Source organism: Stenotrophomonas sp. 86156_Sma (assembly GCF_056481625.1).
Window position 1 is genome coordinate 3034453 of the sequence record NZ_CM151157.1, and the last position, 24939, is coordinate 3059391.

Here is a 24939-nt window from a genome sequence, read left to right on the forward strand (position 1 = left end):
TCCTGATGGGCACGCCCAGCGTGCGGGTGGAAGGGAACAGTCTTCAGCGCACCGCGCCGTGCTGGCGCAGCAGGGTTTCAATTCCGGTATAGCCGCGCTGGCGCGCGTGCGCCAGCGGCGTCACACCGTCGCCGTCGGCCAGCTCGGGGTCGGCGCCGGCCTCCAGCAGCAGCTGCACGATCTGCACGTGGCGCGCGCCGCCATCGCCAAGCAGGATGGCCTCCAGCAGCGCGGTCCAGTGCAGGCGGTTGACATGGTCTACAGCGACGCCGGCACGCAGCAGCGTGCGCACGGTGGCGACGTGGCCGCGCTCGGCGGCGGGAATCAAGGCGGTGCCGCCGTAGCGGTTGGTGCTGCGCAGGTCGGCGCCATGCGCCAGGGTCATCGCCAGGATCTCGTCCAGTCCACGCGCGCCGGCGTACAGGTAGGCGCTGTCCTGCATGGCGTCCTTGGCATTGACGTCGGCGCCGGCTTCGATCAGTTCACGCGCGGCGTCTACATTGTTGCCATGCGTGGCAAGCAGCAGCGCGGTACGGCCCTGGCCATCACGCGCCTCCAGATCGGCGCCGTCCTCCAGCGCCCCACGCACTGCCTCGGCATCGCCGCGAGCGGCGGCATCGCGCAGGCGGGCATCGGCCGAGCCCGCGGTGGCCGAACAGGCTGGAATGACCATCGCCAGCAGGCACAGCAGCAACAGGCGCCCCACCGGAGCGGGCCAGCGATGGCAACGATGGATTCGCATCTTCGGTTCTCCTGTGCGGCGAGCACTGCGGGCGATGCCGGTACAACCGGGGCGCGGTGCTTGCTGCCCCCTCCCCTGCATGGTAGAAGTCGTCACGCGCATCCAGAAGTGAAATGTTCAAATGCAAGACAGTGCCAAATCGAATAGAACTCTGTTCGAACTGGACCTGCTGCGGGCGCTGGTGATGGTGGCCGACTGCGGCAGCTTCACCACGGCGGCCACGCGCCTGCATTCGACCCAGTCCACGGTCAGTCAGAAGGTGCGCCGGCTGGAGGAACTGGCCGGGCATCGCCTGCTCGAACGCGGCCACCGCGACGTACACCCCACCGATGCCGGCCACACCCTGCTCGGCTACGCGCGGCGCATGCTCGACCTGAACGAGGAAATGGCACAGGCGCTGGCCGGCGCCACCGTGGAAACCGCGGTGCGCATCGGTGTCCCCGAGGACTTCGTCAACGCACAGACCACACGCATGCTGGCCGCTTTCAGCCGCCGCCATCCACAGGTGAAACTGGAGATCAGCAGCGGCCTCAGCCGTGACCTCGCGCAGGGCTTCGACCACGGCGAGCTGGACCTGGTGCTGGTCAAGCAACGCCGCAACAGCCGCCAGGCGGTGCATTGCCGGCGCGAGCCGATGCACTGGATCGACAGCCTGCGCAGCAGCTGCCTGCAGCAGGACCCGCTGCCACTGGTCACCTTCCCGCCACGCGGGCTGTACCGCGACGAGATGATCCACGCCGTGGAGGCGCTGGGCCTGCGCTGGCGCATCGCCTTCACCAGTTCGTCGCTGAGTGGCATCCAGGGTGCGGTGGCCGATGGCATCGGCGTCAGCCTGCTGCCACGCCGCGCGGTCACCCGCGAGCACCGCATCATCGATGGAGAGCGCGAGCTGCCGGTGATCGACAACTACGAGATCGGCCTGCTGCATCGCGCGGACGCCGATGATGCCGTGCGCGCACTGGCCAGCGAGCTGTGGCGGCAGGTGCAGCGCGAACCGGATTGACCACGGTAGATCCACGCCATGCGTGGATGGAAACGAGCATCCGGCATCGAAAAGGGCACTGGTGCGCCAGCAAATACATGCTTGTCGCAAACGGCCCACTGATGGCGTACCCAAAGTCTGGGCGATAGGGTGGTGAACGCCCTTCTCCGGATTACCCCGCCTATGACCAGCACGTACCAGGTTACTTTGACCCCTGCTCCGAAGGACGAAGCCGACATGCGGTTCGATCCGCTGCCACCTGCACTCATCGCGCACATGCAGCAGCAGCGTGCACAGGTTGCTGCCCTCGTCGCATCTGCGTTCCCCACCGTTTCTGTTCAATGGCCGCTGCTGCCGAGCACGCTGCAACGCGTAGTCGATGCAGAACTGATCGATCGCGATGATTGTGACGGTTGGGAAGCACTAGGGGTCGCATTCGGTGACTGTCTAGCACAGCGTGTACCGGAACTTGCCTGGACCCAGGTAACCGATGCCTGGGGCGTCGATGCGGTTCTCCGCTATGGAGAGGCCAACAGCATCGTCAGCGCCGTCACCCTGTTGATCAAGCGCGTCGAAGAAGGCGAGGCCATCGAGATCAATCATCTGCTTGAAGCCCTCGAGGAGCTCATCATCCAGCAAGCGCTAAAGTCCAACTGAGCCCATGAGAGGACGATTGAGCCGCGCAGAATGACGTATACGGACCTTGATGCTGCACCTGCGGGAGCAATCAGAGTTCGCGCATTGATCATCGATATCTGATCAGACCTGCCGCACCAAGGCACTACATCTCTGGCTACAGTGCCTGTTTCCGTGCCCCACGGCGCCTCGCCATGTCCGACGAAATCCCCACCCGCTTCGATCCCCTGCCCGCTGCCCTGCAGACGCATCTGCAGCACCAGCGCTCGCTGATCGCCGCGCGCGTGGCCGCCGGCTTTCCCACCCTGCCGGTGCAGTGGCCGCTGGCGGCCACCACGCTGCAGCGCGTGGTCGATGCCGAGCTGATCGACCGCGACGACTGCGATGGCTGGGAAGCACTGGGCGTGGCGTTCGGTGACACCCTGGCCCAGCGCGTGCCGGGCCTGGCCTGGATGCAGGTCACCGATGCCTGGGGTATCGACGCGGTGCTGCGCTATGCCGACAGCAGCCTGCAGATCGGCGCCAGCACGCTGCTGCTCAAGCGCATCGAGCAGGGCGAGCTCATCGACATCGCCCATCTGCTGGCGTGGCTTGAGGAATTTGTCGCCACCCGCGCCGACGATTACGCCTGAAAAGCTGCCGAGCATGGCTCGGCGCAACCGGAACTGGCGTGGCGTCGTGGGTAGATCCACGCCATGCGTGGATGGAACCACCGCGCGGCCACATTCATCCACGCATGGCCTGGATCTACAGCCAACGGCCATCAACTACCACGCGTCGCTCCACCGGCACTGCGGCCACAGCGGCCGGGCCGTGGTCGGCACGCACCGCCACGAAAGTGGCCGGATGCCCTTCCACAAGACCGTACTGCGGCAGCCCGATCACCTGCGCGGCATGGGTGGTCACCATGTCCAGCGCCAGCATCAGGTCGGCATCGGTATGGAAGCCGGAGCGGTAGCCCAGCAGCATCGCGCGTTGCAACAGGTCGCCGTTGCCATACGGCCACCAGCAGTCGCGGATGTTGTCGTTCCCGGCGAACACGCGCACACCAGCGTCATGCAACGCGCGCAGCGGCGGGAACGGATGATCGCCCGGCGCGTTGCTCATGATCGCCACACCCGCCGTCGCCAGCGCCTCGCCCACCTGCAGCGCGCGTGCCAGCGGCACCTCGCCCAGCGAATAAGCATGACTGACCGCCACCCTTCCCTGCAGGCCGGCGGCCCGGGTCCGCGCGGCGATACGCAGCAGCTGGGCCAGGCCGGTTTCGCCAGGCTCATGCAGGTGGATGTCCAGCTGCACGCCATAGCGCTCGGCCAGGCCGAACAACAGTGCCAGCTGGCCCTCGGCATCGCCATCGAGCGTGGTCGGATCGATGCCGCCCAGCACGTCCACACCCGCTGCAAGGGCCTGCTCAAGCACCGCTGCTGTACCCGCGCAGGACATCACCCCGGCCTGCGGGAACGCCACCAGCTGGATGCGCATGATGCCGGCGCAGCGCAGCGCGGCCTCGCGCACCGCTTCCAGGTGGCCCAGGCCGGTGCTGCCATCGATATCAACATGACAGCGCATCGCCACTGTGCCGAAGCCGCTGCACTGGCGAATCAGCGCCTCGGCGCGATCGACCATCGGCGCCGCAGCCGCCACTGCCGCCTTTTCCACCGCCAGCCGCTCACGCAGGCTGTTCACTGGCTGATGCGGGTGCCAACGGTCACCGACGAAGCTCTTGTCCAGGTGAATGTGGCCGTCGACCAGCCCGGGCAGCACCGAGAAGCCCTTCAGATCGACGCATTCCGCCCCATCGTCGGGCGTGGCATGGCCGTTGAGCCCGCTGATGCGGCCATCACGGATGTGGAAATGCAGTTGCGCGCCGTCGCGGTCGACACCGCCGTGGATGAACTGGAGGGTCATCGGGAACTCCCGAAATGCCAAGAATGGCGCCATCGTGCGCCTCGCCGCAGCCATCGGCCAACGAAATATCTGGATGGCACGCATTCACCAGAACGATGATTCCCCCTGCGACAACCGGTCGCAGCCACGCCGTGCACACCCCTGAACGGGTAACATGGGCGCCTGTTTCCGCTGTGATGCCACATGGGCCCGTCCGACCGCCACGATCGTCTCCGCCGCTGGCAGGCCGCGTCCCTGCTTGCCGCCGCTCCGATCGCCAGCCTGTCCGCCACTGATGCTGCGGCCGCTGCGCCGCTGCAGTCGCCGCCGGGCCAGCAGCGCATCGCCCCGGCTGCGCTGGTCGAGCGCCTGCACCAGCGCGTGCTGTCCGGGCAGAGCGCCACCGCCACGCTGGAACACTGGTGCGCCGAGCACGGCCTGGCCGAACAGGCGCGGGTGCGCGCCGTGCGCATACACGGCCAGGACAAGCCTGCCCCCGCCGACGTGCTGCAGGCGCTGGGCGTGAAGCCGGGTACCGACCTGCGCTATCGCCGCGTGCAGCTGGTCTGCGGCAGCCGCGTGCTGTCCGAGGCCGACAACTGGTACCTGCCTGGTCACCTCAGCCCGGCCATGAACCAGGTGCTGGACAGCACCGACGAACCGTTCGGTCGCGTAGTCGGCCCGCTCGGCTTCCAGCGCCAGACCCTGGCTGACCAGACGTTCTGGCCGCCGCGGGGCGAAGGCGATCACGGCGTGATCCTGGAAGTGCGTGCCCTGCTGCGCGACCGCCAGCAGCAGCCTTTCAGCTACGTCATCGAGTCGTACCTGCAGCAGGCGCTTCCGTAACGCGCCGCGGCGCCGGGCATCCGCCGGCTACGGGCCCGTGATGGCGTTGGCTGCAGGATCCACCGAGAACACGAAGCGCCCACCACGCTGGTCCCTGCCCCATGTCATCGGCGCCGTGGTCAGACTGTAGACCGGGGCCGCCTTGTCCGTGCCGATCGCCTCGGACCAGGCACTGAAATCCTCATCGGTACGGCTTCGGATCTCGCCAACACACAGGCTGTAGCCACAGGCGAAAGACACCAGCGTGCCGTCGCTGCCGATGAGCCGGGTCGCGGCCGTCCTGTAGAGCCGGGTCAGGTCCTGCACTTCCGGGTGGCCAGCCGCATCGCGCTCGAACTGGCTGATCGCCTGCGCGAAAGCCTTGTCGGAACCCAGCAGCGCCTCGCTCTTCTGCACGGACACCGCACCCTCGCTCAGCAGCATGCGCTCGCCCTCGAGGAAGTGCCCCTCCGGTTGCGCGAGCCCAGCGACAGCCGTCGTGGCACTCGATGCCGTTGCCGCGCGCGATGGCCCAGCGTGCTCCGCTAGCTGCGCGTGAGACTGCGCAGGCGCGGCATTGGCCACCTCCGCGGCATCCTCCACGCTGGCCGCCTGCCTGCCACTGCAACCTGCAATGGCCACCACTGCAATCACACTCCACACCCTGACATCCATGCGCATCCTCCTCCGGGTAGCGCCACAGCATGCCACGCGCGCAGCGGCAACACGGGTGCACTGCACAAAGAAAAGCCCAGCAATGCTGGGCCTTTCGTTCGCCTGCGGAATCAGCGGAACCGGTAGTCCAGTTGCACCCAGTACTGGCGGCCATACGGGTCGTAGTTGCCAACCGGATAGAACGGCCAGCCGCCTCCGCTCTTGTCCGCCGGCGGGCGGCTGTCACGCAGGTTGTTGACGATCACACCCACCGACAGGTTCTCGCCGAACTGGCGGAACACGCTGGCGTTGTACGTCATGTACGGCGCGATGCGGCCACTGCCATCGGTCTTCGGCAGCGAGCCGAAGCGGTTGCCGTACAGCGTGGTGGTCCAGTCACCCTGGTTCCAGGTGATGCTGCCGTTGGCCTTGCTGCGCCACTGGTAGTCATCCAGCGAATTGCGGATGTCACGCTCCGGATCATCGGAGAACTGTCGGTATTTGTGCTCCAGCACCACGGTGTAGGCCAGGCGCGTGGTGAAGCGGCCATAGCGGCCGGCATCGAAACGCCAGTTGCCCTTCAGGTCCAGACCGCGAACCGATTCGGAGGCCGCGTTGATCGGATTGATCAGCACGCGGGTCACCTGGTCCGGCTGCACGGTGGCATTGGACGGATTGCGGATCACCCGCGACAGGGCGTCCTGGCACAGCGGCGAACCGATATCGCGCGCTTCGCCGCCCAGCGTCCGACCCAGGCGGCAATCGGCCTCATCACGCAGGATGCGGCTGGTATCGAGGCTGGTCACTTCGTTGTCGATGCGGATGTCGTAGTAGTCAGCGCTGAAATCCAGGCCGGACAGCGGCGACCAGACCACGCCGAAACCATACGACTTGGCCGATTCCGGCTGCAGCTGCGCATTGGCGCGGTTGCTGTAATCAATCGACAGGCCGTTGTAGTCGCAGTTGTCGTACGACTGGCCCGCAGTGCGGCAGCGCCAGTAATCGGTCATGCCCGGGTTGTAGCCGCGGGTTTCGGTGGCAAACACGTAGTTCATGTCCGGCGCACGGAAGCTGGTCGCCGCCGTACCACGGATCAGCAGGCTCTCGATCGGACGGAACTCGACGCCGAAACTCCAGGTGGCCTTGCCGATGTGCTCGCCACCGGCACGGTACTGGTCATAGCGACCGGCCAGCGTGGTGGTCAGCGACTGCAGCAGCGGCAATTGCAGCTCCACACCTGCAGCGTAGCGGTCACGCTCGCCACCGGCGCCGACGCCTGCACTGGTGTTCCAGAACTCGCCGCTGCCCAGGCGCGGGTCCGGTCGGTTGCGGTAGCCCTGGCTGCCGGCCTCGACCACCGCTGCCAACGCCGCATCGCCCCCAGGCAGCGCGAACAGGCGGCCATTGACGCTGGCGCTGAAGGTCTGCAGCCATGCCGCGTTACGGCTTTCCTGGTAGTCGGACAGCGCCTCGTATTCGTTCGGGGTCAACGGCTGGAACAGGCGCGCCGGATCCGGCGCATAGACCTCAACGCCGTTGCGCACACCCAGCTTCGGGCCGAGCAGGTATTCGTTGATGCCGGCCAGCAGCACCGGGCGGCGGGTGCGGTTCTCGTATCGCGAGCGGCTGTAGACCGCCTCATAGTCCCAGCCGCTGTCGCCGATCTGGCCACGCGCGCCGACGTTGAACGACCACGAGTTTTCCAGGAAGCGGTTGGCATTGCGCGGCAGGCCGCCGATTTCCTCCGGCGCGAAGCGGCGGTACCAGCTTTCCAGGTTGCCGGTGGTCTGGTTGTAGAAGTAGTTGCGGGCCGAGGTCCAGGTCGGCGCACGCGTGTTGTTGTAGATCCGCGCGCTGCCCACGGCGACATCGGCGAACAGGTCAGTGGTCTCGTTGACGTGGAAGGTCAGCAGGCCATAGCCATTGAGGTTGCGCTTCTGGGTCTGCACGGTCCAGTAGCTGGCGGCGGCCTCGTTGCTGCCGCAGTACCAGCCCTGGCGAGGGTTGAAGGCGCGGAACACGCTGCCGCCATAGATGGCAGACGCCCCGTCGCAGCCAGTGACGCCCGGATCGATGTTGCGGCCGGTGGCGGCATTGCGGCGATAGGCGATCGCGGTCGCCTGCGGTGCCTTGCCGGCCGGATCATCGTCCAGCGAATCCATGAAATCGCGCTGGCGCGCGTGGATCGCCTTGCGCACATCGAACTCGAAGCCGAACAGCGCATCCCAACGCTCGCCGGAACTACCACCGACCACCTGCGCGCGCTGGTTGTCGCCGCCGCCCTGCTGGGTGCCACCGGCGCGCACGTTCACATCCACGCCCTCAAAGCGGTCCTTGAGGATGATGTTGACCACGCCGGCGATCGCATCGGAGCCGTATACCGCCGACGCACCTGCCGCCAGGACCTCGATGCGCTCGATCAGCGCACTGGGAATGTTGGCCAGGTTGACCACGTTCACCGACCCTTCGTAGGCCAGCGGGTAGTCGGCCTGGCGGCGGCCGTTGACCAGCACCAGCGTGCGGTTCGGGCCCAGCCCGCGCAGGTTGATGGTGTTGGCGGCCGGGGTGAAGGTGTTGCCGAAGTCCTCGCCCTGTACGTTGCCGGTGTTCTCGGTCAGCGCGCTCAGTGCGTCGAAGGCATTGCGGTAGCCCTGCGCATCGATCTGCTCGCGGCTGATCACCGTCACCGGCGACGGGCCCTCGACACTGGCGCGTGGAATGCGCGAGCCGGTGACCTTCACTTCCTGCAATGTGGTGGGTGCGCTTTCCTGCGCGAAGGCCGGCATCGAGACCAGCATCAGGGACGACAGTGCGAGCACCAGCGGACGCGGGCGCAGCGCCTTGTGGGAGGCGGACATGGGCTTCCTGGGGAGTTGGGCGGGTGGTGGTACGGGGGCAGCGGCCTGTACGGCGCATAACGATCCCGTAACGAAAGTGTCCTGAATGGGGGGTTTCAACGGAAATGACCAGGCCTGATGGCCTTATGCCTGAACCGAATCAGACCCGCAGTGCCATCCACCACACTTTTGCAATGTTTTGAATGGTGCAGGGCTGCAGGCACGGCCATCGTGCCCGGGATGATGACCCCGTACCCCACTTCCCTCCTTCCCCCATTGCGCCCGGTGCTGCGCCGTCACCTGCTGCAGCTGCAGGCCGCACCGGTCACCCTGCGCCCTTTCCAGCGTGCCGACCTGCCGCGCTGGCGCCTGTTCGATGACCGCCGCCGGCGCGGCCGCCGCGATCCGTCCGTCATCGATGAGGAAGCGCGCTTCCTCGCCCACATGCATCGCTCACGCCTGGAACAGGACAACGACCAGCTGCTGCTGGGGGTGTTCGATGACGAGCACGGCAACGTACTGGACCAGCTGCACGTACGGCTGCAATCACTACACGCGCGCAGCGCCGAACTGCTGTCGCTGCAGCATTGGCACCCGCATGCCGACGCGGCGCTGCAGGCGCTGTGTCCTTTCCTGTTCGAGGACGTCGGCCTGCATCGCCTGTTCGTGATGCTGCCACCGGACTGCAGTGATCCGTTCGCCACCGCGCTGCGGGCCTTCGGCTTCGAGCAGGAAGGCCTGCTGCGCGACCATCATCTGGATCTGGATGGCTGGCAGGATCGCCAGCTGCTGGCGCTGACCGCTCCCATGTGGCGGAGCAAGCACAGCGTGCTGGACTAGCGCACCCGCTCCAGCGCGTTGCCGGCACCGGTCAGCACCGAGCAGGCGTGGTCCTGCAGCTCTTCGGCGCTGGCCTCGTTGCCGGTGCCCGCGTCCACACGGGTGGCCAGCAGGATGAAGCCTGGGACGCCCTGCACGGCGTCCCGGCCCGCCACAACCAGGCTCCACTGGCCGACGTCGTCCACGCCTGCGAGGTCGTAGGCCAGCAGATTGAGCGGATTGGCGGTCAGTTCTGCGCCCGGCAGCAGGCGTGCCTGGTACTGATGGCCGCGCAGCAGCACCGGCAGCGGTGTCCACTGGCTGCCCAGAGCGGCAGCATGCGTGTCCAGCGCCTGCAGCACGTCGGCACGCAGGCAATCCACGTGAATATGCAGCTGGTGCTGCGAGCGGCCATGCGGTGAATTCAGCGCCAGGCTGGCGACGTTGCGCGGCAGCGGTTGGCCCAGCGCCCGTTCGGTGTGGGTGCGGGCCAGCCAGGCCGCGCCGAAGTAGTTGGGTGCACCACGCTGGTACAGGCTGCGGCTCTCGATGCCGCTGACCTTGTCCAGCGGCATCAGCAGGAACTGGTAGTCGCCGTGCGCGTCCTTGACCAGCACATCGCGGCGGTCTGCTGCCGTCTCCACCCGCAGGCAATCGCCACGCGGGCCTTCGGCGCCCTGGCAGTCACGTTCAATCAATCGCCACAATGCATCGGAATGGGCCGGCGGCGGAGGCGCGCTGGCACAGGCAGACAACAGCAGCAGGGACGACAGCAGGAAGGGGCGCAAGGACACGGCACGACTCACGGAGCAGGCACGGCAGACAGCGCCGCGCTGCATTCTAGCCAGTGCAACGCTGCAATCAGTAGGTGCCGAACGGCACTTCAACCACGATCGGGGCGGCACCCTCGCCGGCCTGCAGGCTGTAGCGGTCCAGCGCGCCATCGTCATCGGCGTGCGGCTGGCGCTGGAACTGCAGCGGGTAGCGGCTGTCCCCCAGGCGCACGGCACTGCCGTCGGCCTCCAGCGCGGCACCTTCCGGAATCAGCAGACCGCCCAGGTCGCTGTAGGCGCCAGGTACATCGGCGAAGCTGTAGTCGGCCAGCTCGTCCACCCGCTGCATCGCATAGACGTGCGGCACATAGGGTCGTGCAGTGCTACGGCCATTGCTCAGGTCCGTCACCCAGGCCTGCGGCAGGTGGTACTCCCCGCGCAGCGCAGCGACGCCCAGCGAGGGGCTGGCCACCTGCAGGCAGCACACCGCCCGCTTGCCCTCGCGGTCGAGGATGGCGAAACGGTCGCCGCGGGTGGCCGCCTGCGGCAGCATGGCGAAGGCCAGGTTACGCTGCGCCGGCGCGTAGCCGGATTCGGTCTGCAGGTTGCGCCAGGCGCCGAATACCGGGGATTGGACCTGCTCGGGTTCCGGATCGGCAGCGGAGGCGGCAAACGCCACGCCCAGCAACGACAACATCAGGGCCGTCATTGTCTTGTCCTTGCCGCGGAAACTGCCTGCCGTCATACCGTATCCAACACCTGCGCCGGAAAGGCCCGGCCTGCCCGCTGGCGTACTGCCAGCTATTCCTCCCACTATGCAATGACCACGCTGTGCCGGCAATGACCGGGGCGCTGACGCCTTTCGCACGCTCGGTGCTATCGTTCCCGCCATCGTCCCCTGCGCAGGAGCGCTCACATGTCTGCATTCCGTCTGTCCCTGTTGCTGCCGGCCTCCGCCCTGCTGCTGTCGGCCTGCGTCAGCACCCCTGGCCCGGAAGTCAAAGGCAGTGGCCGCTGCGACGCCAGCCAGCTGGGCTGGGCGATCGGCCAGCCGGCCAACGAGCCCAACATCCGTCGCCTGTCCCGCGAGAGCGGTGCCGGCCTGGTCAACCCGATCGGCCCCAGCACCATCACCACCAAGGACATCCGCCCGGACCGCCTACGCGTGTTCGTGGACAAGGACAACATCATCACGTCCACGCGTTGCGAGTAAGCGCGGCAGCGGACTTTTGTAGAGTCGAGATCCTATGTTCATGGTCAAGCCTGCTGGAAGCAGGCTTGACCCACCTTCAGCATGGCCGGATCGAAGTCCCGGCCGCTTTTGAAGACACCCCAGGCGATCCTGGCCAGCTTTCTGGCCAGGATGTTGAAGACGGCGGTGCTGGGGTGACCGCGTTTTGACAGCTCGTCGTAGAGCGGTTGCCCCCGACGACACCGCTTGAGCCCCATGGCGGCCATGTAGAGCATCTGGCGCAGCACTGGCGCGCCCTGTTTGGACAGCCGACGCCGTCCCGTTCTGCCGCCAGACTCGTTAGGCCGGGGATCCAGGCCGGTGCAGGCGATCCACGCGTTGGCGTTGGCCAACGGCCAGCGCGTCATGTAGTAAATCAGGTGAGCGGCGACGGCGGGGCCGATACCAGGGATGGTCAACAGGCGCTTGTAGAGCGTGCCATGCTCTCCATCGCGACCCAAGCGCTGCAGTTCGCTTTCCAGCTCGGACAGCGTCCCAGCCAGAGCGCAGAACAGATCTGACAGCTCCCCGGGGGCACTTTTGCTTACCCCGAAGGATTGCTCCAAGCGCGCGCGTGTCTTTACCAGCGTCTGCCGCTTGCGCAGCAAATCGTGCATCTGCTGCTGCTCGTCGGTACGCGGTACGTATTCACGCAGGCGATCGTTCTCCTTCTTCACGTACCGGGCGATCGCTTCGGCGTCCATGGCGTCCGTCTTGCCACGCGAGCCCGTCGCCCGGCCGTAGTACTTGATCAGACGTGGATTGATTACATAGACAACGTGGCCTGCCTGGCCAGCCATCCGAGCCAACAACTCGTAATACCGCCCCGTCGCCTCCATGCCAATCCGGCATCGCTGGGGCAAGGTGTTAAGCCACTGGGCTATGCCGGCCCGGGTGTTGGCGATCCTGTCGCCGGCCTTGCGGTCGGCCACTGCCGGTACGAACTCCTTGGAGTCCACGTCCACGCCAATATCGAGAGAATCAGACATTTGTACGGCTCCCAGCTATCTTTAAGGGGCTGGGGTGGTACCGCACCGACGTTAGCTTGCCTACATCGACGATCCCCTTTGGGGGCCGTACGATCCTTTATCGACGTTCGTGTGCGGGATGGGGATCGCTCGACTCGTCTGTCGGCTAGTATCCGCAGATGCATGCTTGACGGTCCCTCCACCCTGGCTCCTACATACCGCGTAGGAGCCGGGAGGAACATACAAGCCATGCTCGACTGGTTTTCGGATGGGTCGCGCAGAAAACCAGTCGAGCATGGCTCGACTCTACATTTCAGGGTTCGGTATACCCCGCGCAGTCCGGCAGCGCCTGGTCGGGGTGGAACACCCCATCGCTGAAGCGGAACAGCCGCGTGTAGGTGCACGCCGGGTCCTGCTCGGTGCGCAGATCCTGCTTCTTCAACGGCCCCTTGGCCAGCGAATCCTCGAAGCGCGAAACACCGGCCGGGAACCGGGTCGCCACGGTCTGGTAGCGCAGCACCGGCATGCCCTCGGCGACCGTATCCAGCGCCAGCTTCGCCGAGAAGCCGTATTCGTCATGGCAGGCACCTGCGCGCTGCTTGATGTCCTGTTCGCTGAAACAGGCGCGGATCATCGCATTGCCCAGCCATGGCACGGTCAACACGTCGTCGTCCACCTGGATGTCGTCCTGCAGGTGGCGCACGCGTGCCAGTTGCAGCGTGGATGCGTCGGCACCTCCACCGGAGTACATGGCGCTGAACGTGACGATGCCACCCACCAGCACATTCTGGCGGGCGCGCTGCTGCGGGTCGGTCACCGGTTCATCGCTGCCCACGCCAGGTGCCAGCCGCACGATCCACGGCCACAGCGACAGCTCGCTTTCCTGCGGCACGTCGATGCTGACGTGGTAGGTGTGTGGCGTGCCCTGGCCCGGTTCCTTCTCAAGTACTTCCAGCACGGTCGGCCGGTCACCATCTTTGGCAACCGGCTGCACGCGCACGCACCAGTTGCCGTCCCGCGTGCAGTCATAGAGCCCCGCCGGCCCCGTCTCATGGGCGATCAGCACCTGCCCCAATGGCTCCATCCCGTTGCCCGCAGCGTCACGCTGCTGCGGCAGGATCGAGCCCTGCGTCAGCGCCAGCATCGGGGTGGCCAGCAGTGCAACGCACACGGTCGTGCAGGCAAGGACGGGGGGCATGGATGAGATTCCTGCTCGTGGAATCAAGATGGTAGCGCAGGAATAACGGAACGATCGCGACCAGCCCGGTCAACCGGAACCCAAGCGGCGCACTACCTGTCAGAACGGCGCTCCCAACTACGCCCCTCCAGCAGTACGGAGAATGGCCGGGGGAGCGAAGCCGTCATCAGTTGACGACTCGAGATTCTCACCATCCCAGCTTGCCTGAGTGATCCACTCCACAGCCTTCTCAGCGAAGTCAGCGAAAGTGGGAGCAAGAAGGTACTTGGTGTCTTCATCCGCACCAAAGGCAATCATCTGTCCTTCAGCACCGTCAATGTCGGGGTCGAAATCCAATCCCATGTGATTGCCGCCACCATCGTGAGTCAGCGGTATCCAACGTGCATTGGTATACATCGGCTTCACCACCCCCGCAGGACTGGACTTCATGAACTCCGCGCAGTCCTCGTTCATGCCGTCGGCCTCGATCTCACGCCAACCCTGCCACTGCCGCCTGATCTCCATGGACGAGAGCATCTGAGTGCCGAACAGAAGCCCGGCCCCATCCTGCCCGTCGTGAATCATCAGCAGCTGCCTGAGCAGATCTGGCAAAGCGACTCCAAGCTGAGCTTCCAGTTCAACCAGCTCGCTTTCGGAAGCTCCCGGTCGCAACTGCACTTCATCCAGACAATTCTTCTCGTGAAGCAACGCTTTGATGGACGCCCATATCTGATCCGCACTCTGCATTGGTTCTGTATCCGTTTCAGCCAAGACCTCAGCCTAGTGCGAACCCGATCAGTGATGAATGCAAGAGATCCGAATTTTCAGAGAGTGCGCCGCTAATGCCCACTACAGTCGCAGCCACCCCACCCCTTCGCCTTCGACGTCTGGCCGATACCCGGGTTGAAGGTATTGCTCGGGTCCAGCTGCCTGTAGAACCCGGCCAGCGCCGGCTTGGCCGGGTACAGGTGGCCGACGTTGTGCTCGGCTGGATACTCGGCGCCACGCTGGTCCAGCAACGCCCACATCGCATGCTCGATCGCCATCGGGTCTTCGCCTTTGCGCGCGATGTAGTCCTGGTGGAACACGTGGCACAGGAAGTGGCCGTAATACAGCTTGTGCAGCAGGCGGCCATCGATATCGACCGGCAACTGCTCGAACCAGTCGGCATCATCGCGGCGCAGGGCGATGTCCAGCGCGACGATGTCCTGCACCTGGTCGCGGTGTACCTCGCGGTAGCGCACCGCGGCGCCGGCCACAGCGAAGCGATGCAGGAACGCCTTGCGCCCCTCATCGGCCGTGCAGTGGAAGTAGCCGCCCTCATGGTCGGCGAAGAAGCCGCGCAGCCAGGCCTCGGTTTCCGCTGCATCCTGCGCGGAGACCTTCAGCAACAGGTGATGCTCATAGCGCTGGCGGAACTCGCCCATGCGCTTGGGCAGGTGCGAGGGCAGCAGGCCGGTCAGCACCTGCATCACCCGGTCGGTCACCCCGCGCAGGCCCAACCGCTCGAACCAGCCATCGACGCGGCTCTTCAGTGCGAAGGCGGCCGGCACGCGGGCGGTGCCGAGGCGGTCGATCAGCAGGAAACTGTCCTTGCCGTAGCGCTCGCCGATGTCATAGGCATCGCGGTGGATGTATTCGCCGGCAATCGGCAAGCGTTCGAAGCCGGTCAGCAGCTGGCGCCGGATCGCGGTGAGGCTGTCGGTGCGGTTGCTGCCGATGTAGAAGACTTCGGCGGCCTCCTTCTCGAAGGTATCCAGGCGCACCGCGAATACTGCCAGCTTGCCGGCAGACCCCGCTGCCTCGAAGTGGCGGCTGGGGTCGGCATTGAAGCGTGCCGGCGTATCGGCATCGACCCGGCGCACTTCCTCGGCGTAGCGTGGATCGGAGGCGGCGCGGCCATCGCCGTCCCCAACGTCTGCAGCACGGTAGTCACCCGCCTGCAGGCGCTGCAGGATCTGCTCGGGCGTATCACCCAGCGCGATGCCCAGATGGTTGACCAGCTGCAGCTGGCCCTGCGCATCGACCTGCGCGTACAGTGCCAGTTCGGTATAGGCCGGGCCACGGCGCACCAGCGCGCCGCCGGAGTTGTTGCAGATGCCACCGAGTACCGACGCACCGATGCAGGACGAGCCGATCACCGAATGCGGTTCGCGGCCGAGCGGTGCCAGCGTCTGCTCCAGGCGGTCCAGCGTCGCGCCAGGCAGGCACAGCACCTGGCGGCCCTCGTTCAACAGCTGGATGCCGGTCAGGCGCAGCGTGCTGACCAGCACGATCGGACGCCCATAGTCGTTGCCATCCGGGGTCGAGCCACCGGTCAGGCCGGTGTTGGCCGCCTGCAGGATGATCGCTGCCCCGCCCTGCACCGCCGCCTGCAGCACACGCCACAGCTCCAGCAGCGTCCCCGGGCGCACCACCGCCAGCACCGGGCCGTCGCCGAAACGGTAGCCACGACGAAAACGGCGGGTGGCCTTGTCGCCTGTCAGTACATGGCGGTTGCCGACCGCATCGCGCAACTGCACCAGCACGGCATCGTGGCCACTCATGGCAGGCTGACCAGCGAATCGCGGCCGATGTCAGCGATGCGGCGCGCACCGGTCAGTGTCATCGCCACGCGCATTTCCTTGGCGATCAGGTCCAGCAGGTTGGCCACGCCCGCCTCGCCCTGCGCTGCAAGTGCATAGACGAAGGCACGGCCCAGCAGCACGGTATCGGCACCCAACGCCAGCATGCGCACCACGTCCAGGCCGGTGCGGATGCCGGAATCGGCGAGGATCTTCAGGTCGCCCTGCACCGCATCGGCAATCGCCGGCAATGCACGCGCGGTGGACAGCACGCCGTCGAGCTGGCGGCCACCGTGGTTGGAGACCACGATGCCATCGGCGCCGAACTTGACCGCATCACGTGCGTCATCCGGGTCGAGGATGCCCTTGATCACCATCGGGCCCTTCCAGAATTCGCGGATCCATTCCAGGTCCTTCCACGAGATGGAGGGATCGAAGTTGCTGCCGAGCCAGCCGATATAGTCCTCCAGCCCGGTCGGGTTGCCACGATAGGTGGAGATGTTGCCCAGATCATGCGGGCGGCCGAACAGGCCCACGTCCCACGCCCAGTGCGGGTGGGTGATGGCCTGGCCGATGCGGCGCAGCGAGGCATTCGGTCCGCTCATGCCCGAGTGCGCGTCACGGTAGCGCGCGCCCGGCACCGGCATATCCACGGTGAACACCAGGGTGGTCACGCCCGCGGCCTGCGCCCGCTCCAGCGCGTTGCGCATGAAGCCCCGATCGCGCAGCACATACAGCTGGAACCACATCGGCCGCTGGATCGCCGGCGCCACTTCCTCGATCGGGCACACCGATACGGTGGACAGGGTGAACGGGATGCCGTGGCTGTCGGCGGCGCGCGCCGCCTGCACCTCGCCGCGCCGGGCATACATGCCGGTCAGGCCGACCGGGGCGAGCGCCACCGGCATTGCCAGCGTTTCGCCGAACAGTTCGGTTTCCAGGCTCAGGTCGGACATGTTGCGCAGGATGCGCTGGCGCAGCGCGATGTCGGACAGGTCGGAAACGTTGCGCTTCAGCGTGTGCTCGGCATACGCGCCGCCATCGATGTAGTGGAACAGGAACGGCGGCAGCCGGCGTTGCGCTGCGGCACGGTAATCGGTGGAGGCGGAGATGATCATGGGGTCAACCGTGTGGGGAAGGTAGACGCGAGGCCCGCGCACGCCGGGCTTCGTTGTCATCGAGGGTGCGCAGCGTGGTGTGCACGAACTCGAGGTGGGCATGCGCGGCGGCGCGCGCGCGTTCGGGGTCGCCGGCCAGCACCGCGTCCATCATCTCGCGGTGCTGGTCGGACAACGGCGAGAAGGTCCTCGCCGAGGTGTAGAGCTTTTCGCGGCTCTGCGAGATGTTGGTCTGCAGCAGTTCGAACAGCCCGCGCATCACCTGCAGCAGCACGAGGTTGTGCGAGGCCTCCGCGATGGACAGGTGGAAGGCCGCGTCGGCCTCCGCTTCGCCGGTGGGGTCATCCTTGCCGTGCGCGTCCATCATGGTCTGGAACGCCTGCGCGATGCGCGTACGATCCTCATCGGTGGCGCGCAACGCTGCATGCCAGGCGGTGGCACCTTCCAGCGCGTGGCGGATCTCCAGCACGTCGAAGCGGTATTCCGGGTCGCCCTGGAACAGCGGCAGGTACGGCGCCAGCGGTTCATCCAGCGCCTGCCGCGCGCGTGCCGCGGGTTCGGCCACGTAGGTGCCGCCACCGACCCGTGCGGTCAGCAGGCCCTGGCTGGCCAACTGCGCGATGGCCTCGCGCAACGCCGTTCGCGAGACCCCCAGCTGTACCGCCAGGGTGCGTTCGGCCGGCAGCCGGTCACCCGGCTGCAGCCGATGTTCCTGCACCAGGCCGCGCAGCTGCGCGGCCACCTTGTCCGAAATACGTTGCATGCTCATGGCGTCATTGTGGCCCGAAGCGCGCAGCGGGTGGTCGGCTGACCGTGCATGGCTCAGGGAATCATCCAGGTCAGCCAGTAGGCCTGGGCCAGGGTGATCAGGCCGACCATCGTGGTGAAGATCAGGCTGTGCTTGACCGTGAAACGGAACAGGTCCGATTCCTTGCCGGCCAGGCCGACCGCCGCGCAGGCAATGGCGATCGACTGCGGCGAGATCATCTTGCCGGTAACGCCACCGGTGGTGTTGGCCGCCACCAGCAGCACGTCGGACACGCCGATCTGCTGCGCGGTGGTCGCCTGCAGTGCCGAGAACAAGGCGTTGGATGAAGTATCCGAGCCGGTCAGGAACACGCCCAACCAGCCCAGGAACGGCGAGAAGAACGGGAACGCATCACCGGTGTGCGCCAGTGCCAGGGCAAGTGTGGCCGAAAGGCCCGAGTAATTGGCGATGAAGGCGAAGGCCAGCACCATGCCGATCGAGTAGATCGGCATGCGCAGCTCACGCACGGTCTCACCGAAGGCCTGCAGCGCCGAACGGGCCGGCATGCGCAGCGCGATGATGGCGATCACCGCGGCGAGGATGATCGAGGTGCCGGTGGCCGAGAACCAATCGAACTTGTAGATCGCCTCGTAGCTGAGCGGTGCATCCACGATCGGCGGCATCTTCTGCACCATCTGGTCCAGGCCCGGCACCGGGATCTTCAGCACCCAGCTTTCCAGCGGGCCGTCCGCCGCGAACAGCGACTTGAACGGTTTGATGCTCCACAGCGTGACCATCGCGGTGAGGATCAGGAACGGCGACCATGCCTTGGCGATCTGGCCGACGCTGTAGCGCGGCGCCTCCAGCGCCTGTGCGGCCGCCTCGGCGCTGGTTTCGGTATCGAAACGGAAGATCCGCACCGGCTTCCAGCGGCGCAGGAACAGCGTCAGGCAGACCAGCGAGGCCAGCGACGCGGTGATGTCCGGCAGCTCCGGGCCGATGAAGTTGGAGGTCAGGTACTGCGCGATGGCGAACGAACCACCGGCCACCAGCACTGCCGGCCAGGTTTCCTTGATGCCGCGCCAGCCATCCATGATCGCCATGATCCAGAACAGCACGATGATCGTAAGGAACGGCAGCTGGCGCCCAGCCATCTGGCCGATCTCGAATGCATCCAGGCCGGTGACCTGCCCGGCCACGATGATCGGAATGCCCATTGCACCGAACGCCACCGGCGCGGTGTTGACGATCAGGCACAGGCCGGCGGCATACAGCGGTTTGAAGCCCAACCCGACCAGCAGTGCCGCGGTGATCGCCACCGGTGCACCAAAACCGGCTGCACCCTCCAGGAAGGCACCGAAGGCGAAGCCAACCATCAGCATCTGCAGGCGCTGGTCCTCGGTGACCGACAGGATCGAGGCGCGGATGATGTCGAACTGCCCGGTCTTGACCGAAACCTTGTAGAGAAACACCGCGCCGATGATGATCCAGGCGATCGGCCACAGGCCGTAGACGAAGCCGAAACCGGCCGCGCCCAGCGCCTGGCTCAGCGGCATGCGGTAGAACAGCAGGGCGACGCCGAGCGCGATGGCCACGGTGATCGTGCCGGCCAGCCAGCCCTTCATGCGCAGCACGGCCAGGGCGACGAAGAAGAACGCGATCGGCAACAGCGCGATCAGGCTGGACAACCACAGGTTGCCGGCGGGGTCGTACAGGTGTTGCCAGGGCTGCATGAGGGCTCTCGACTGGGGCGGGATGTGCTCCACCGCAGGCGGTGGGTCGCCGTGGTCGTCGATTCTTGGTATTACCAATAATGATTTCGATCAGACCACTTGCAGCGGATTTAACCGCCGCTCCGACGAAGCGCCTATTAGACCATAGGGCTAGATGCCATATTGGTCCGACCATTTAGCTCCCGTGATAGTGCCGGCCGCTTGCCGGCAACTCGAGATTCCCTACGAAATCCGCTTCTCCAACCGCCGCATCACCGCCAGCACCAGCACGCACAGCACGCTCACCCCGATGGCAATCACGTACTTTCCTATGCCCACGGCGATGCCGATGGCCGCCGCCATGATCAGCGAGCTGGCCGTGGTCAGGCCGCTGACCTGATCCTCGCGTGACCCACGCAGAATGGTGCCGGCGGCAACGAAGCCGACGCAGGCGACCACGGCTTCGATCAGGCGCACCGGGTCGACCTGCAGCAGGTCGCGGTAACGCTCCTGCTGGAAATGCTCTGCCACTGAATCGCCGAGTCCAACAATCAGCGCAGCAGCGCCGGCAATCAGCATGTGGGTGCGCAGGCCCGCAGCGTGCTTGCCCATCTCGCGCTCGACACCGAGCACGCCGCCGAACAGCATTGCTGCGGCCACGCGCAGCAGGATCGAGACATCCTGGGTGAGTTCCATGGGCAGGCTCCGGGCGTTTCCCGGAGCGTTGCTCGGCAGCCGTGGGATGGCGGTGAAGACGATGGCACGCCCTCTTCACCGCATGCGTTCGTCCACGCGTGGCCTGGATCTACTGGCCATCGCCATGCGTAACCTTCACGCACTCGATCATTGCGCCAGATAACCACCATCGATCGCATAGTATGTGCCGGTCGCGAACGAGGCGTCGTCGCTGGCCAGCCAGGCAACCAGCGCCGCCACTTCCTCGGCCGTGCCCAGCCGCTTCAACGCGTGGCGGCCTTCCAGCGTGGCGCGCACCTTCGGGTCCATCTTCTCCAGCAGCGGCGTGCTGATGAAGCCCGGGCCGACCGCGTTGACACGGATGCCGTCGGCCGCATGCTCCCAGGCGGCGGTCTGGGTCAGCCCGACCACGCCGTGCTTGGCCGCCACGTACGCGGTGGAACCGGCATAGCCCACCTGGCCTAGGATCGAGGCCATGTTGATGATGCTGCCACCGGTTCCGGCCGTGCGCATCGCCTGGATCTGCGCACGCTGGCACAGGAACACACTGGTGAGGTTGACGTCGATTACCCGCTGCCAGCCATCGATCGGATAGTCACCGCTGCTTGCGGCCGGCCCGCCGATACCGGCGTTGTTGACTGCCACATGCAGGCCGTCGAGTTCCTTGATCGTGCGCTGCACCGCCGCCTCCACGGCCGCGTCGTCTGTAACGTCCAGCGCAATGCCGATGGCCTGTGCACCGGCACTGCGCAGCTGCGTCACGGTGGCATCGACTGCATCCTGCTTCAGGTCCCAGACCGAAATACGGGCACCGGATGCGGCCAGCGTCTGCGCCACGGCCAGGCCGATACCGGACACGCCGCCGGTCACGATCGCGGTCTTGCCGGTGAGCTGGTAGTCAATCATCTGCGTTCTCCATCAGTGGGGGTATCGATGTGACCTGCAATGGCCAACCGCCCCACCCTACGCGCCCGCTCGTGATGGCCCGGCCGACATCGCGTCTACGGGTGATCGTTCCAGCCATGAAACCTCAACTCAAGTTGATGTATGGAATTGCGTACGGATATGCATGCAAAACGCTGGCGTATGTTCGGCGGCATTTTCACTTTGGCCGTAATCGTCAATCGTTTTGACCATATTGAAATCAAAAGCGCGCGAATCAAGGCGACAATGGGAAACGTTTCCAGTTTCTTCGACACATTCCATTCAACCTGGTGTTCCCCCACTATCCAGAGTGCCCACGCCCCTGCTTCCCAGCATGTCTGCACGGGTAACGACGGGATCTGCATCTGCATTGCAGAACGCGTGGGCGAGGTAATGCCAGCGTCCACCTCCAAAGCACGTGCCGAGCGATGTCCCGATATTTCACTTTTGCTGATTACCGCCGCTTCGGCCACCGCCATGGCTTCGATTACCGCGCCGATCCGGAACACCTGCGTGACGACCAGTGGGCCGGCCATGGCGAGGTCAACGAGCAGTTCCTGCGCGGCGGCATGAGCCTGATCGCCTCCGACGTCCATAATCGCTTCCCTTATGTCGCCACCGCCCAGCAGAGTCCCGGCCTGGCCATCCGCGTGATGCTGCAGGGCCAGGTTGATGTGCGCATTCCGCGACGTGGTGGTTTCACCCTGCGTGCTGGTACGGCGATGACCGCGCACCACCGCGAACAGGTTGAGATGACGGGTGCGCATCCTGGCGAAACGCGCATGCGCGGCGTCAGCGTGATGGTGCCCGGCCAGATCGATCCGGACCTGTTCCAGCTGCCACAGTTGGAGACCGCGCTCAACACCCACCTGGAATGCCGCCACTGGGCCATTCCGCATACCCTGCTGCCGGTGCTGGGCCAGCTGTTCGAAAGCCCATGGGAGGACGGCATCGACGCGTTGTGGCGCGAAGGCGTCGCACTGCAGCTGCTGGCCGTTGGGCTGAAGGCCGAGGATCTGCAGACCGATCATGTGCGAACGCTGCGGGCTGGCCAGCGCGAGCGCCTGGAGCGCGTGCGTGCCTACCTGCATGACGATCCCAGCCACGCGCATAGTCTGATCGAACTGGCCCAGCTGGCCTGCATGAGCCCAAGTTCGCTGCGCCGTCATTTCGCCCAGCAGTACGGCTGCTCGGTGTTCGACTACCTGCACGAACAACGCATGCGCCACGCCGAGCAGGGCCTGCGCGAAGACGGCTGGACTGTCGAGCAGGCTGCGGCCGCCAGTGGCTACCGTCACCCCAGCAACTTCGCGGCTGCGTTCCGCAAGCGTTTCGGCCTGGTACCCAGCCGCTGGCGCACCGGACCCTCAAAGGTCGGATAGCAGCTTCTGCTTCACGCCATCGCGGATGCCGGCCAGCGGCCGGCACTACCGCGGCCGCCTGAATCGACCTGCAATGGCTTCGCTCTGGTAGGTGTCGACCTTGGTCGACACGCTTTCACACCATCACGGATGCCGGCCAGCGGCCGGCACGACCGCAGCCGCCTAATCGACCTGCAATGGCTCCGCTCTGGTAGGTGTCGACCTTGGTCGACACGCTCTCACACCATCACGGATGCCGGCCAGCGGCCGGCACGATCGCGCACCGCCGGGTATCGCGCACCCGGCGCACCTCATCAACCTCAATACACCGGCAGATCGATGTAACTGGCCTGCGCCGCGCTGTGCCAGACCCGCTGCGTGGCCTTCTGGTAATCGCCGGGCTTGGCCAGGTAGACGTTCGGCACGTAGGTCTGCGGGTTGCGGTCATACAGCGGGAACAGACTGGACTGCACCTGCACCATCACCCGGTGCCCCTTCTGGAAGGTGTGGTTGGCGTTGGGCAGGTCGAAGCGGTACGGCAGCACCTCGTTGGCGGCCAGCGGCTTCGGATCGCTGAAGCTCTCGCGATAGCGGCCACGGAAGATCGCCAGCGACACCGGCAGCTCGTAGCCGCCCATCTCCGGCGTCGACGCTTCCTGGTCCGGATACACGTCGATCAGCTTCACCACCCAGTCGCTGTCGGTGCCACTGGTCGACGCCTGCAGGTGCACCACCGGTGCGCCGCCGATGCGCAGCGGCGCGGTCAGAGGTTCGGTGATGAAGGTCAGCACGTCCGGGCGACCATCAACGAAACGCTGATCCTTGACCAGCCAGGTGGTCCACATGTCGCGGTCACCGAAACGGACCGGGCGCGGCACGAACGGCACCGGCTTGGCCGGGTCGGACACGTATTCCTCGAAGTCGCCCTCGCCCGCCGCCGGTGCCTGGAACGCCAGCTTGCCGCCAGCACGCAGGTACAGCGGCTTGCTGCTGGCAGCACAACCCTTGTCGCAGCTGCGTGGCCAGCCCTTCAGGCGATCCCAGTGGTTCTCGCCGGTGTTGTAGATCAGCACCGGCGGCGTATCCGCCTTCGGCGCACCGTCCACCAGGTACTGGTCAAAGAACGGCTTGAGCACATCACGGCGGAACTGCAGCGCGGTATCACCATCGAACTTCAGCGCGCCCAGCTCGCTGCCACTGTAGTTCACCTGGCTGTGCCGCCACGGCCCCATCACCAGGTAGTTGCGGTTGTTGCCGCTGTCGCGCCCTTCCATTGCCTGGTAGGCGTGGTTGGCACCCCACATGTCCTCCTGATCCCACAGGCCCTGCAGCCACATGGTCGGCACCTTCAACGGTGTTTTCGCCATCACCGCGTCCAGCGCCTGGCCCTGCCAGAAGCCGTCATAGGCCGGGTGCTCCACCAGTTTCTTCCACCAGGTCAGCTGGTCCACGCCGGTGAAACGCGCGTAGTCGCCGGCCGAACCGATACGCAGGAAGGTGCTGTAGTCATCGTAGCCGAGGCTGGGCAGCGGCGTGCCCTTGCCGCGCTTCTCGGTCTGCATCGCGAAGTAGTTGAAATTGACCTGGCGGAACGCGCCGTAGTTGAGCCAGTCGTCGCCCATCCAGCCATCCACCATCGGGCTCTGCGGCGCGGCCACCTTCAGCGCCGGGTGCGGATCGGTCAGCGCCATCACCACGGTGAAGCCCTCGTACGACGAGCCGAGCATACCGACCTTGCCGTTGCTCTCCGGCACGTTCTTCACCAGCCAGTCGATGGTGTCCCAGGCGTCGGTAGAGTGGTCCACCTTGGTGTTGTTCAACGGTCCGCGCAGCGGCCGGGTCATCACGTAATCGCCCTCGGAGCCATACTTGCCGCGGATGTCCTGGAATACGCGGATGTAACCGCCATCGACAAATACCTCGTCGCCCTGCGGCAGCAGGTCGCGCATGCGCGGCGAATCACTGCGGCTGGCGCGGCCGGCAGCATCGTAAGGCGTGCGGGTGAGCAGGATCGGGGCATTGCGCGCGCCCTTGGGCACCACGATCACCGTATACAGCTTGGTGCCATCGCGCATCGGCACCATCACCACGCGCTTGTCGTAGTCACGACCGACATCAGGGGCAACGAAGGGCTTGCCGCTGATGTCCGGGGTCATCGGCGGGGTTTCGGCGGCCAGCACGGTGCTGGACAGGCAAAGGGCAATGGCTACAGCGACGGCACGCACACGCATGGACAACCCCTCCCGGCAGGAAAGCCTCAAGCCTACTCCTGCCTCGTGCCGTGA

23 protein-coding genes are annotated in these 24939 nt (G+C 65.9%); 7 read left to right on the forward strand and 16 right to left on the reverse strand.

Going from position 1 to position 24939, the window contains the following annotated elements; all coding sequences use genetic code 11:
- Window positions 1-43: 43 nt before the first annotated feature.
- Window positions 44-742, reverse strand: coding sequence for an ankyrin repeat domain-containing protein (locus ACZK33_RS14040; protein ID WP_153855569.1), 699 nt, complete (start codon window positions 740-742; stop codon window positions 44-46).
- 121 nt (window positions 743-863) lie between these two features.
- On the opposite strand from ACZK33_RS14040, the gene ACZK33_RS14045 reads away from it, so the two are divergent.
- The 3 genes from ACZK33_RS14045 (at window position 864) to ACZK33_RS14055 (ending at window position 2992) form a co-directional block, all read left to right on the forward strand.
- Window positions 864-1745 (forward strand): LysR substrate-binding domain-containing protein, encoded by an 882-nt coding sequence (locus ACZK33_RS14045; RefSeq protein ID WP_423175729.1) that lies wholly within the window; start codon window positions 864-866, stop codon window positions 1743-1745.
- A gap of 162 nt (window positions 1746-1907) precedes the next feature.
- Window positions 1908-2381, forward strand: a complete 474-nt coding sequence (locus ACZK33_RS14050) for a DUF3806 domain-containing protein (protein ID WP_423175731.1) — start codon at window positions 1908-1910, stop codon at window positions 2379-2381.
- Window positions 2382-2554: 173 nt separating this feature from the next.
- Entirely contained in the window at window positions 2555-2992 is a 438-nt protein-coding gene (locus tag ACZK33_RS14055) for a DUF3806 domain-containing protein (protein ID WP_253143706.1), read from the forward strand.
- 115 nt (window positions 2993-3107) lie between these two features.
- Here the strand turns inward: ACZK33_RS14055 and ACZK33_RS14060 are convergent, their stop codons facing one another.
- On the reverse strand, window positions 3108-4268 hold the full coding sequence (locus ACZK33_RS14060) for an amidohydrolase family protein (RefSeq protein ID WP_423175733.1): 1161 nt from the start codon (window positions 4266-4268) through the stop codon (window positions 3108-3110).
- Window positions 4269-4451: 183 nt separating this feature from the next.
- On the opposite strand from ACZK33_RS14060, the gene ACZK33_RS14065 reads away from it, so the two are divergent.
- The gene (locus ACZK33_RS14065; protein WP_049398456.1) at window positions 4452-5093 is read left to right on the forward strand and encodes a hypothetical protein; all 642 of its coding nucleotides are present in this window, start codon (window positions 4452-4454) and stop codon (window positions 5091-5093) included.
- Between the two features lie 27 nt (window positions 5094-5120).
- Here the strand turns inward: ACZK33_RS14065 and ACZK33_RS14070 are convergent, their stop codons facing one another.
- Both ACZK33_RS14070 and ACZK33_RS14075 read right to left on the reverse strand, forming a co-directional pair.
- Window positions 5121-5753, reverse strand: coding sequence for a hypothetical protein (locus tag ACZK33_RS14070; protein WP_478453498.1), 633 nt, complete (start codon window positions 5751-5753; stop codon window positions 5121-5123).
- A gap of 104 nt (window positions 5754-5857) precedes the next feature.
- On the reverse strand, window positions 5858-8584 hold the full coding sequence (locus tag ACZK33_RS14075; protein WP_423175737.1) for a TonB-dependent receptor plug domain-containing protein: 2727 nt from the start codon (window positions 8582-8584) through the stop codon (window positions 5858-5860).
- A gap of 219 nt (window positions 8585-8803) precedes the next feature.
- On the opposite strand from ACZK33_RS14075, the gene ACZK33_RS14080 reads away from it, so the two are divergent.
- Window positions 8804-9403 (forward strand): GNAT family N-acetyltransferase, encoded by a 600-nt coding sequence (locus ACZK33_RS14080; protein ID WP_121503533.1) that lies wholly within the window; start codon window positions 8804-8806, stop codon window positions 9401-9403.
- Here the strand turns inward: ACZK33_RS14080 and ACZK33_RS14085 are convergent.
- Complete coding sequence (locus tag ACZK33_RS14085) at window positions 9400-10176, reverse strand: CDP-diacylglycerol diphosphatase (protein WP_125895867.1); 777 nt, start codon at window positions 10174-10176, stop codon at window positions 9400-9402. The two genes, ACZK33_RS14080 and ACZK33_RS14085, sit on opposite strands and share 4 nt — an antisense overlap.
- Before the next feature lie 67 nt (window positions 10177-10243).
- Complete coding sequence (locus ACZK33_RS14090) at window positions 10244-10900, reverse strand: decarboxylase (protein WP_423175738.1); 657 nt, start codon at window positions 10898-10900, stop codon at window positions 10244-10246.
- Between the two features lie 171 nt (window positions 10901-11071).
- Between ACZK33_RS14090 and ACZK33_RS14095 the strand changes: the two genes are divergently transcribed.
- Window positions 11072-11368: an I78 family peptidase inhibitor gene (locus ACZK33_RS14095; protein WP_006373100.1), complete on the forward strand. Its 297-nt coding sequence runs from the start codon at window positions 11072-11074 to the stop codon at window positions 11366-11368.
- Window positions 11369-11412: 44 nt separating this feature from the next.
- On the opposite strand, the gene ACZK33_RS14100 is transcribed toward ACZK33_RS14095, so the two are convergent.
- The 9 genes from ACZK33_RS14100 to ACZK33_RS14140 all read right to left on the reverse strand — a co-directional run bounded on the left by ACZK33_RS14100 (window position 11413) and on the right by ACZK33_RS14140 (window position 21275).
- A complete protein-coding gene (locus tag ACZK33_RS14100; protein WP_478453501.1) occupies window positions 11413-12375 on the reverse strand; it encodes an IS110 family transposase in 963 nt (320 codons plus the stop codon).
- Between the two features lie 292 nt (window positions 12376-12667).
- Window positions 12668-13552, reverse strand: a complete 885-nt coding sequence (locus tag ACZK33_RS14105; RefSeq protein ID WP_423175767.1) for a hypothetical protein — start codon at window positions 13550-13552, stop codon at window positions 12668-12670.
- Between the two features lie 117 nt (window positions 13553-13669).
- Entirely contained in the window at window positions 13670-14278 is a 609-nt protein-coding gene (locus ACZK33_RS14110) for an SMI1/KNR4 family protein (RefSeq protein ID WP_423175769.1), read from the reverse strand.
- A 92-nt stretch (window positions 14279-14370) separates the two neighbouring features.
- Complete coding sequence (gene dld / locus ACZK33_RS14115) at window positions 14371-16077, reverse strand: D-lactate dehydrogenase (protein ID WP_423175771.1); 1707 nt, start codon at window positions 16075-16077, stop codon at window positions 14371-14373.
- Entirely contained in the window at window positions 16074-17213 is a 1140-nt protein-coding gene (gene lldD, locus ACZK33_RS14120) for an FMN-dependent L-lactate dehydrogenase LldD (RefSeq protein ID WP_423175773.1), read from the reverse strand. The genes dld and lldD overlap by 4 nt, the downstream gene beginning before the upstream one ends.
- 4 nt (window positions 17214-17217) lie before the next feature.
- A complete protein-coding gene (lldR, locus tag ACZK33_RS14125; RefSeq protein WP_423175775.1) occupies window positions 17218-17982 on the reverse strand; it encodes a transcriptional regulator LldR in 765 nt (254 codons plus the stop codon).
- 53 nt (window positions 17983-18035) lie between these two features.
- Window positions 18036-19694, reverse strand: coding sequence for an L-lactate permease (lldP, locus tag ACZK33_RS14130; RefSeq protein WP_423175776.1), 1659 nt, complete (start codon window positions 19692-19694; stop codon window positions 18036-18038).
- A 222-nt stretch (window positions 19695-19916) separates the two neighbouring features.
- A complete protein-coding gene (locus ACZK33_RS14135; RefSeq protein ID WP_005410036.1) occupies window positions 19917-20369 on the reverse strand; it encodes an MgtC/SapB family protein in 453 nt (150 codons plus the stop codon).
- Between the two features lie 147 nt (window positions 20370-20516).
- Window positions 20517-21275, reverse strand: coding sequence for an SDR family NAD(P)-dependent oxidoreductase (locus tag ACZK33_RS14140; protein WP_049398446.1), 759 nt, complete (start codon window positions 21273-21275; stop codon window positions 20517-20519).
- Between the two features lie 446 nt (window positions 21276-21721).
- Here ACZK33_RS14140 and ACZK33_RS14145 point away from each other — a divergent pair, with 446 nt between their 5' ends.
- Entirely contained in the window at window positions 21722-22675 is a 954-nt protein-coding gene (locus ACZK33_RS14145) for a helix-turn-helix transcriptional regulator (RefSeq protein WP_049398445.1), read from the forward strand.
- A 299-nt stretch (window positions 22676-22974) separates the two neighbouring features.
- Here the strand turns inward: ACZK33_RS14145 and ACZK33_RS14150 are convergent, their stop codons facing one another.
- The gene (locus ACZK33_RS14150) at window positions 22975-24885 is read right to left on the reverse strand and encodes a CocE/NonD family hydrolase (protein ID WP_032129613.1); all 1911 of its coding nucleotides are present in this window, start codon (window positions 24883-24885) and stop codon (window positions 22975-22977) included.
- Window positions 24886-24939: the final 54 nt, after the last annotated feature.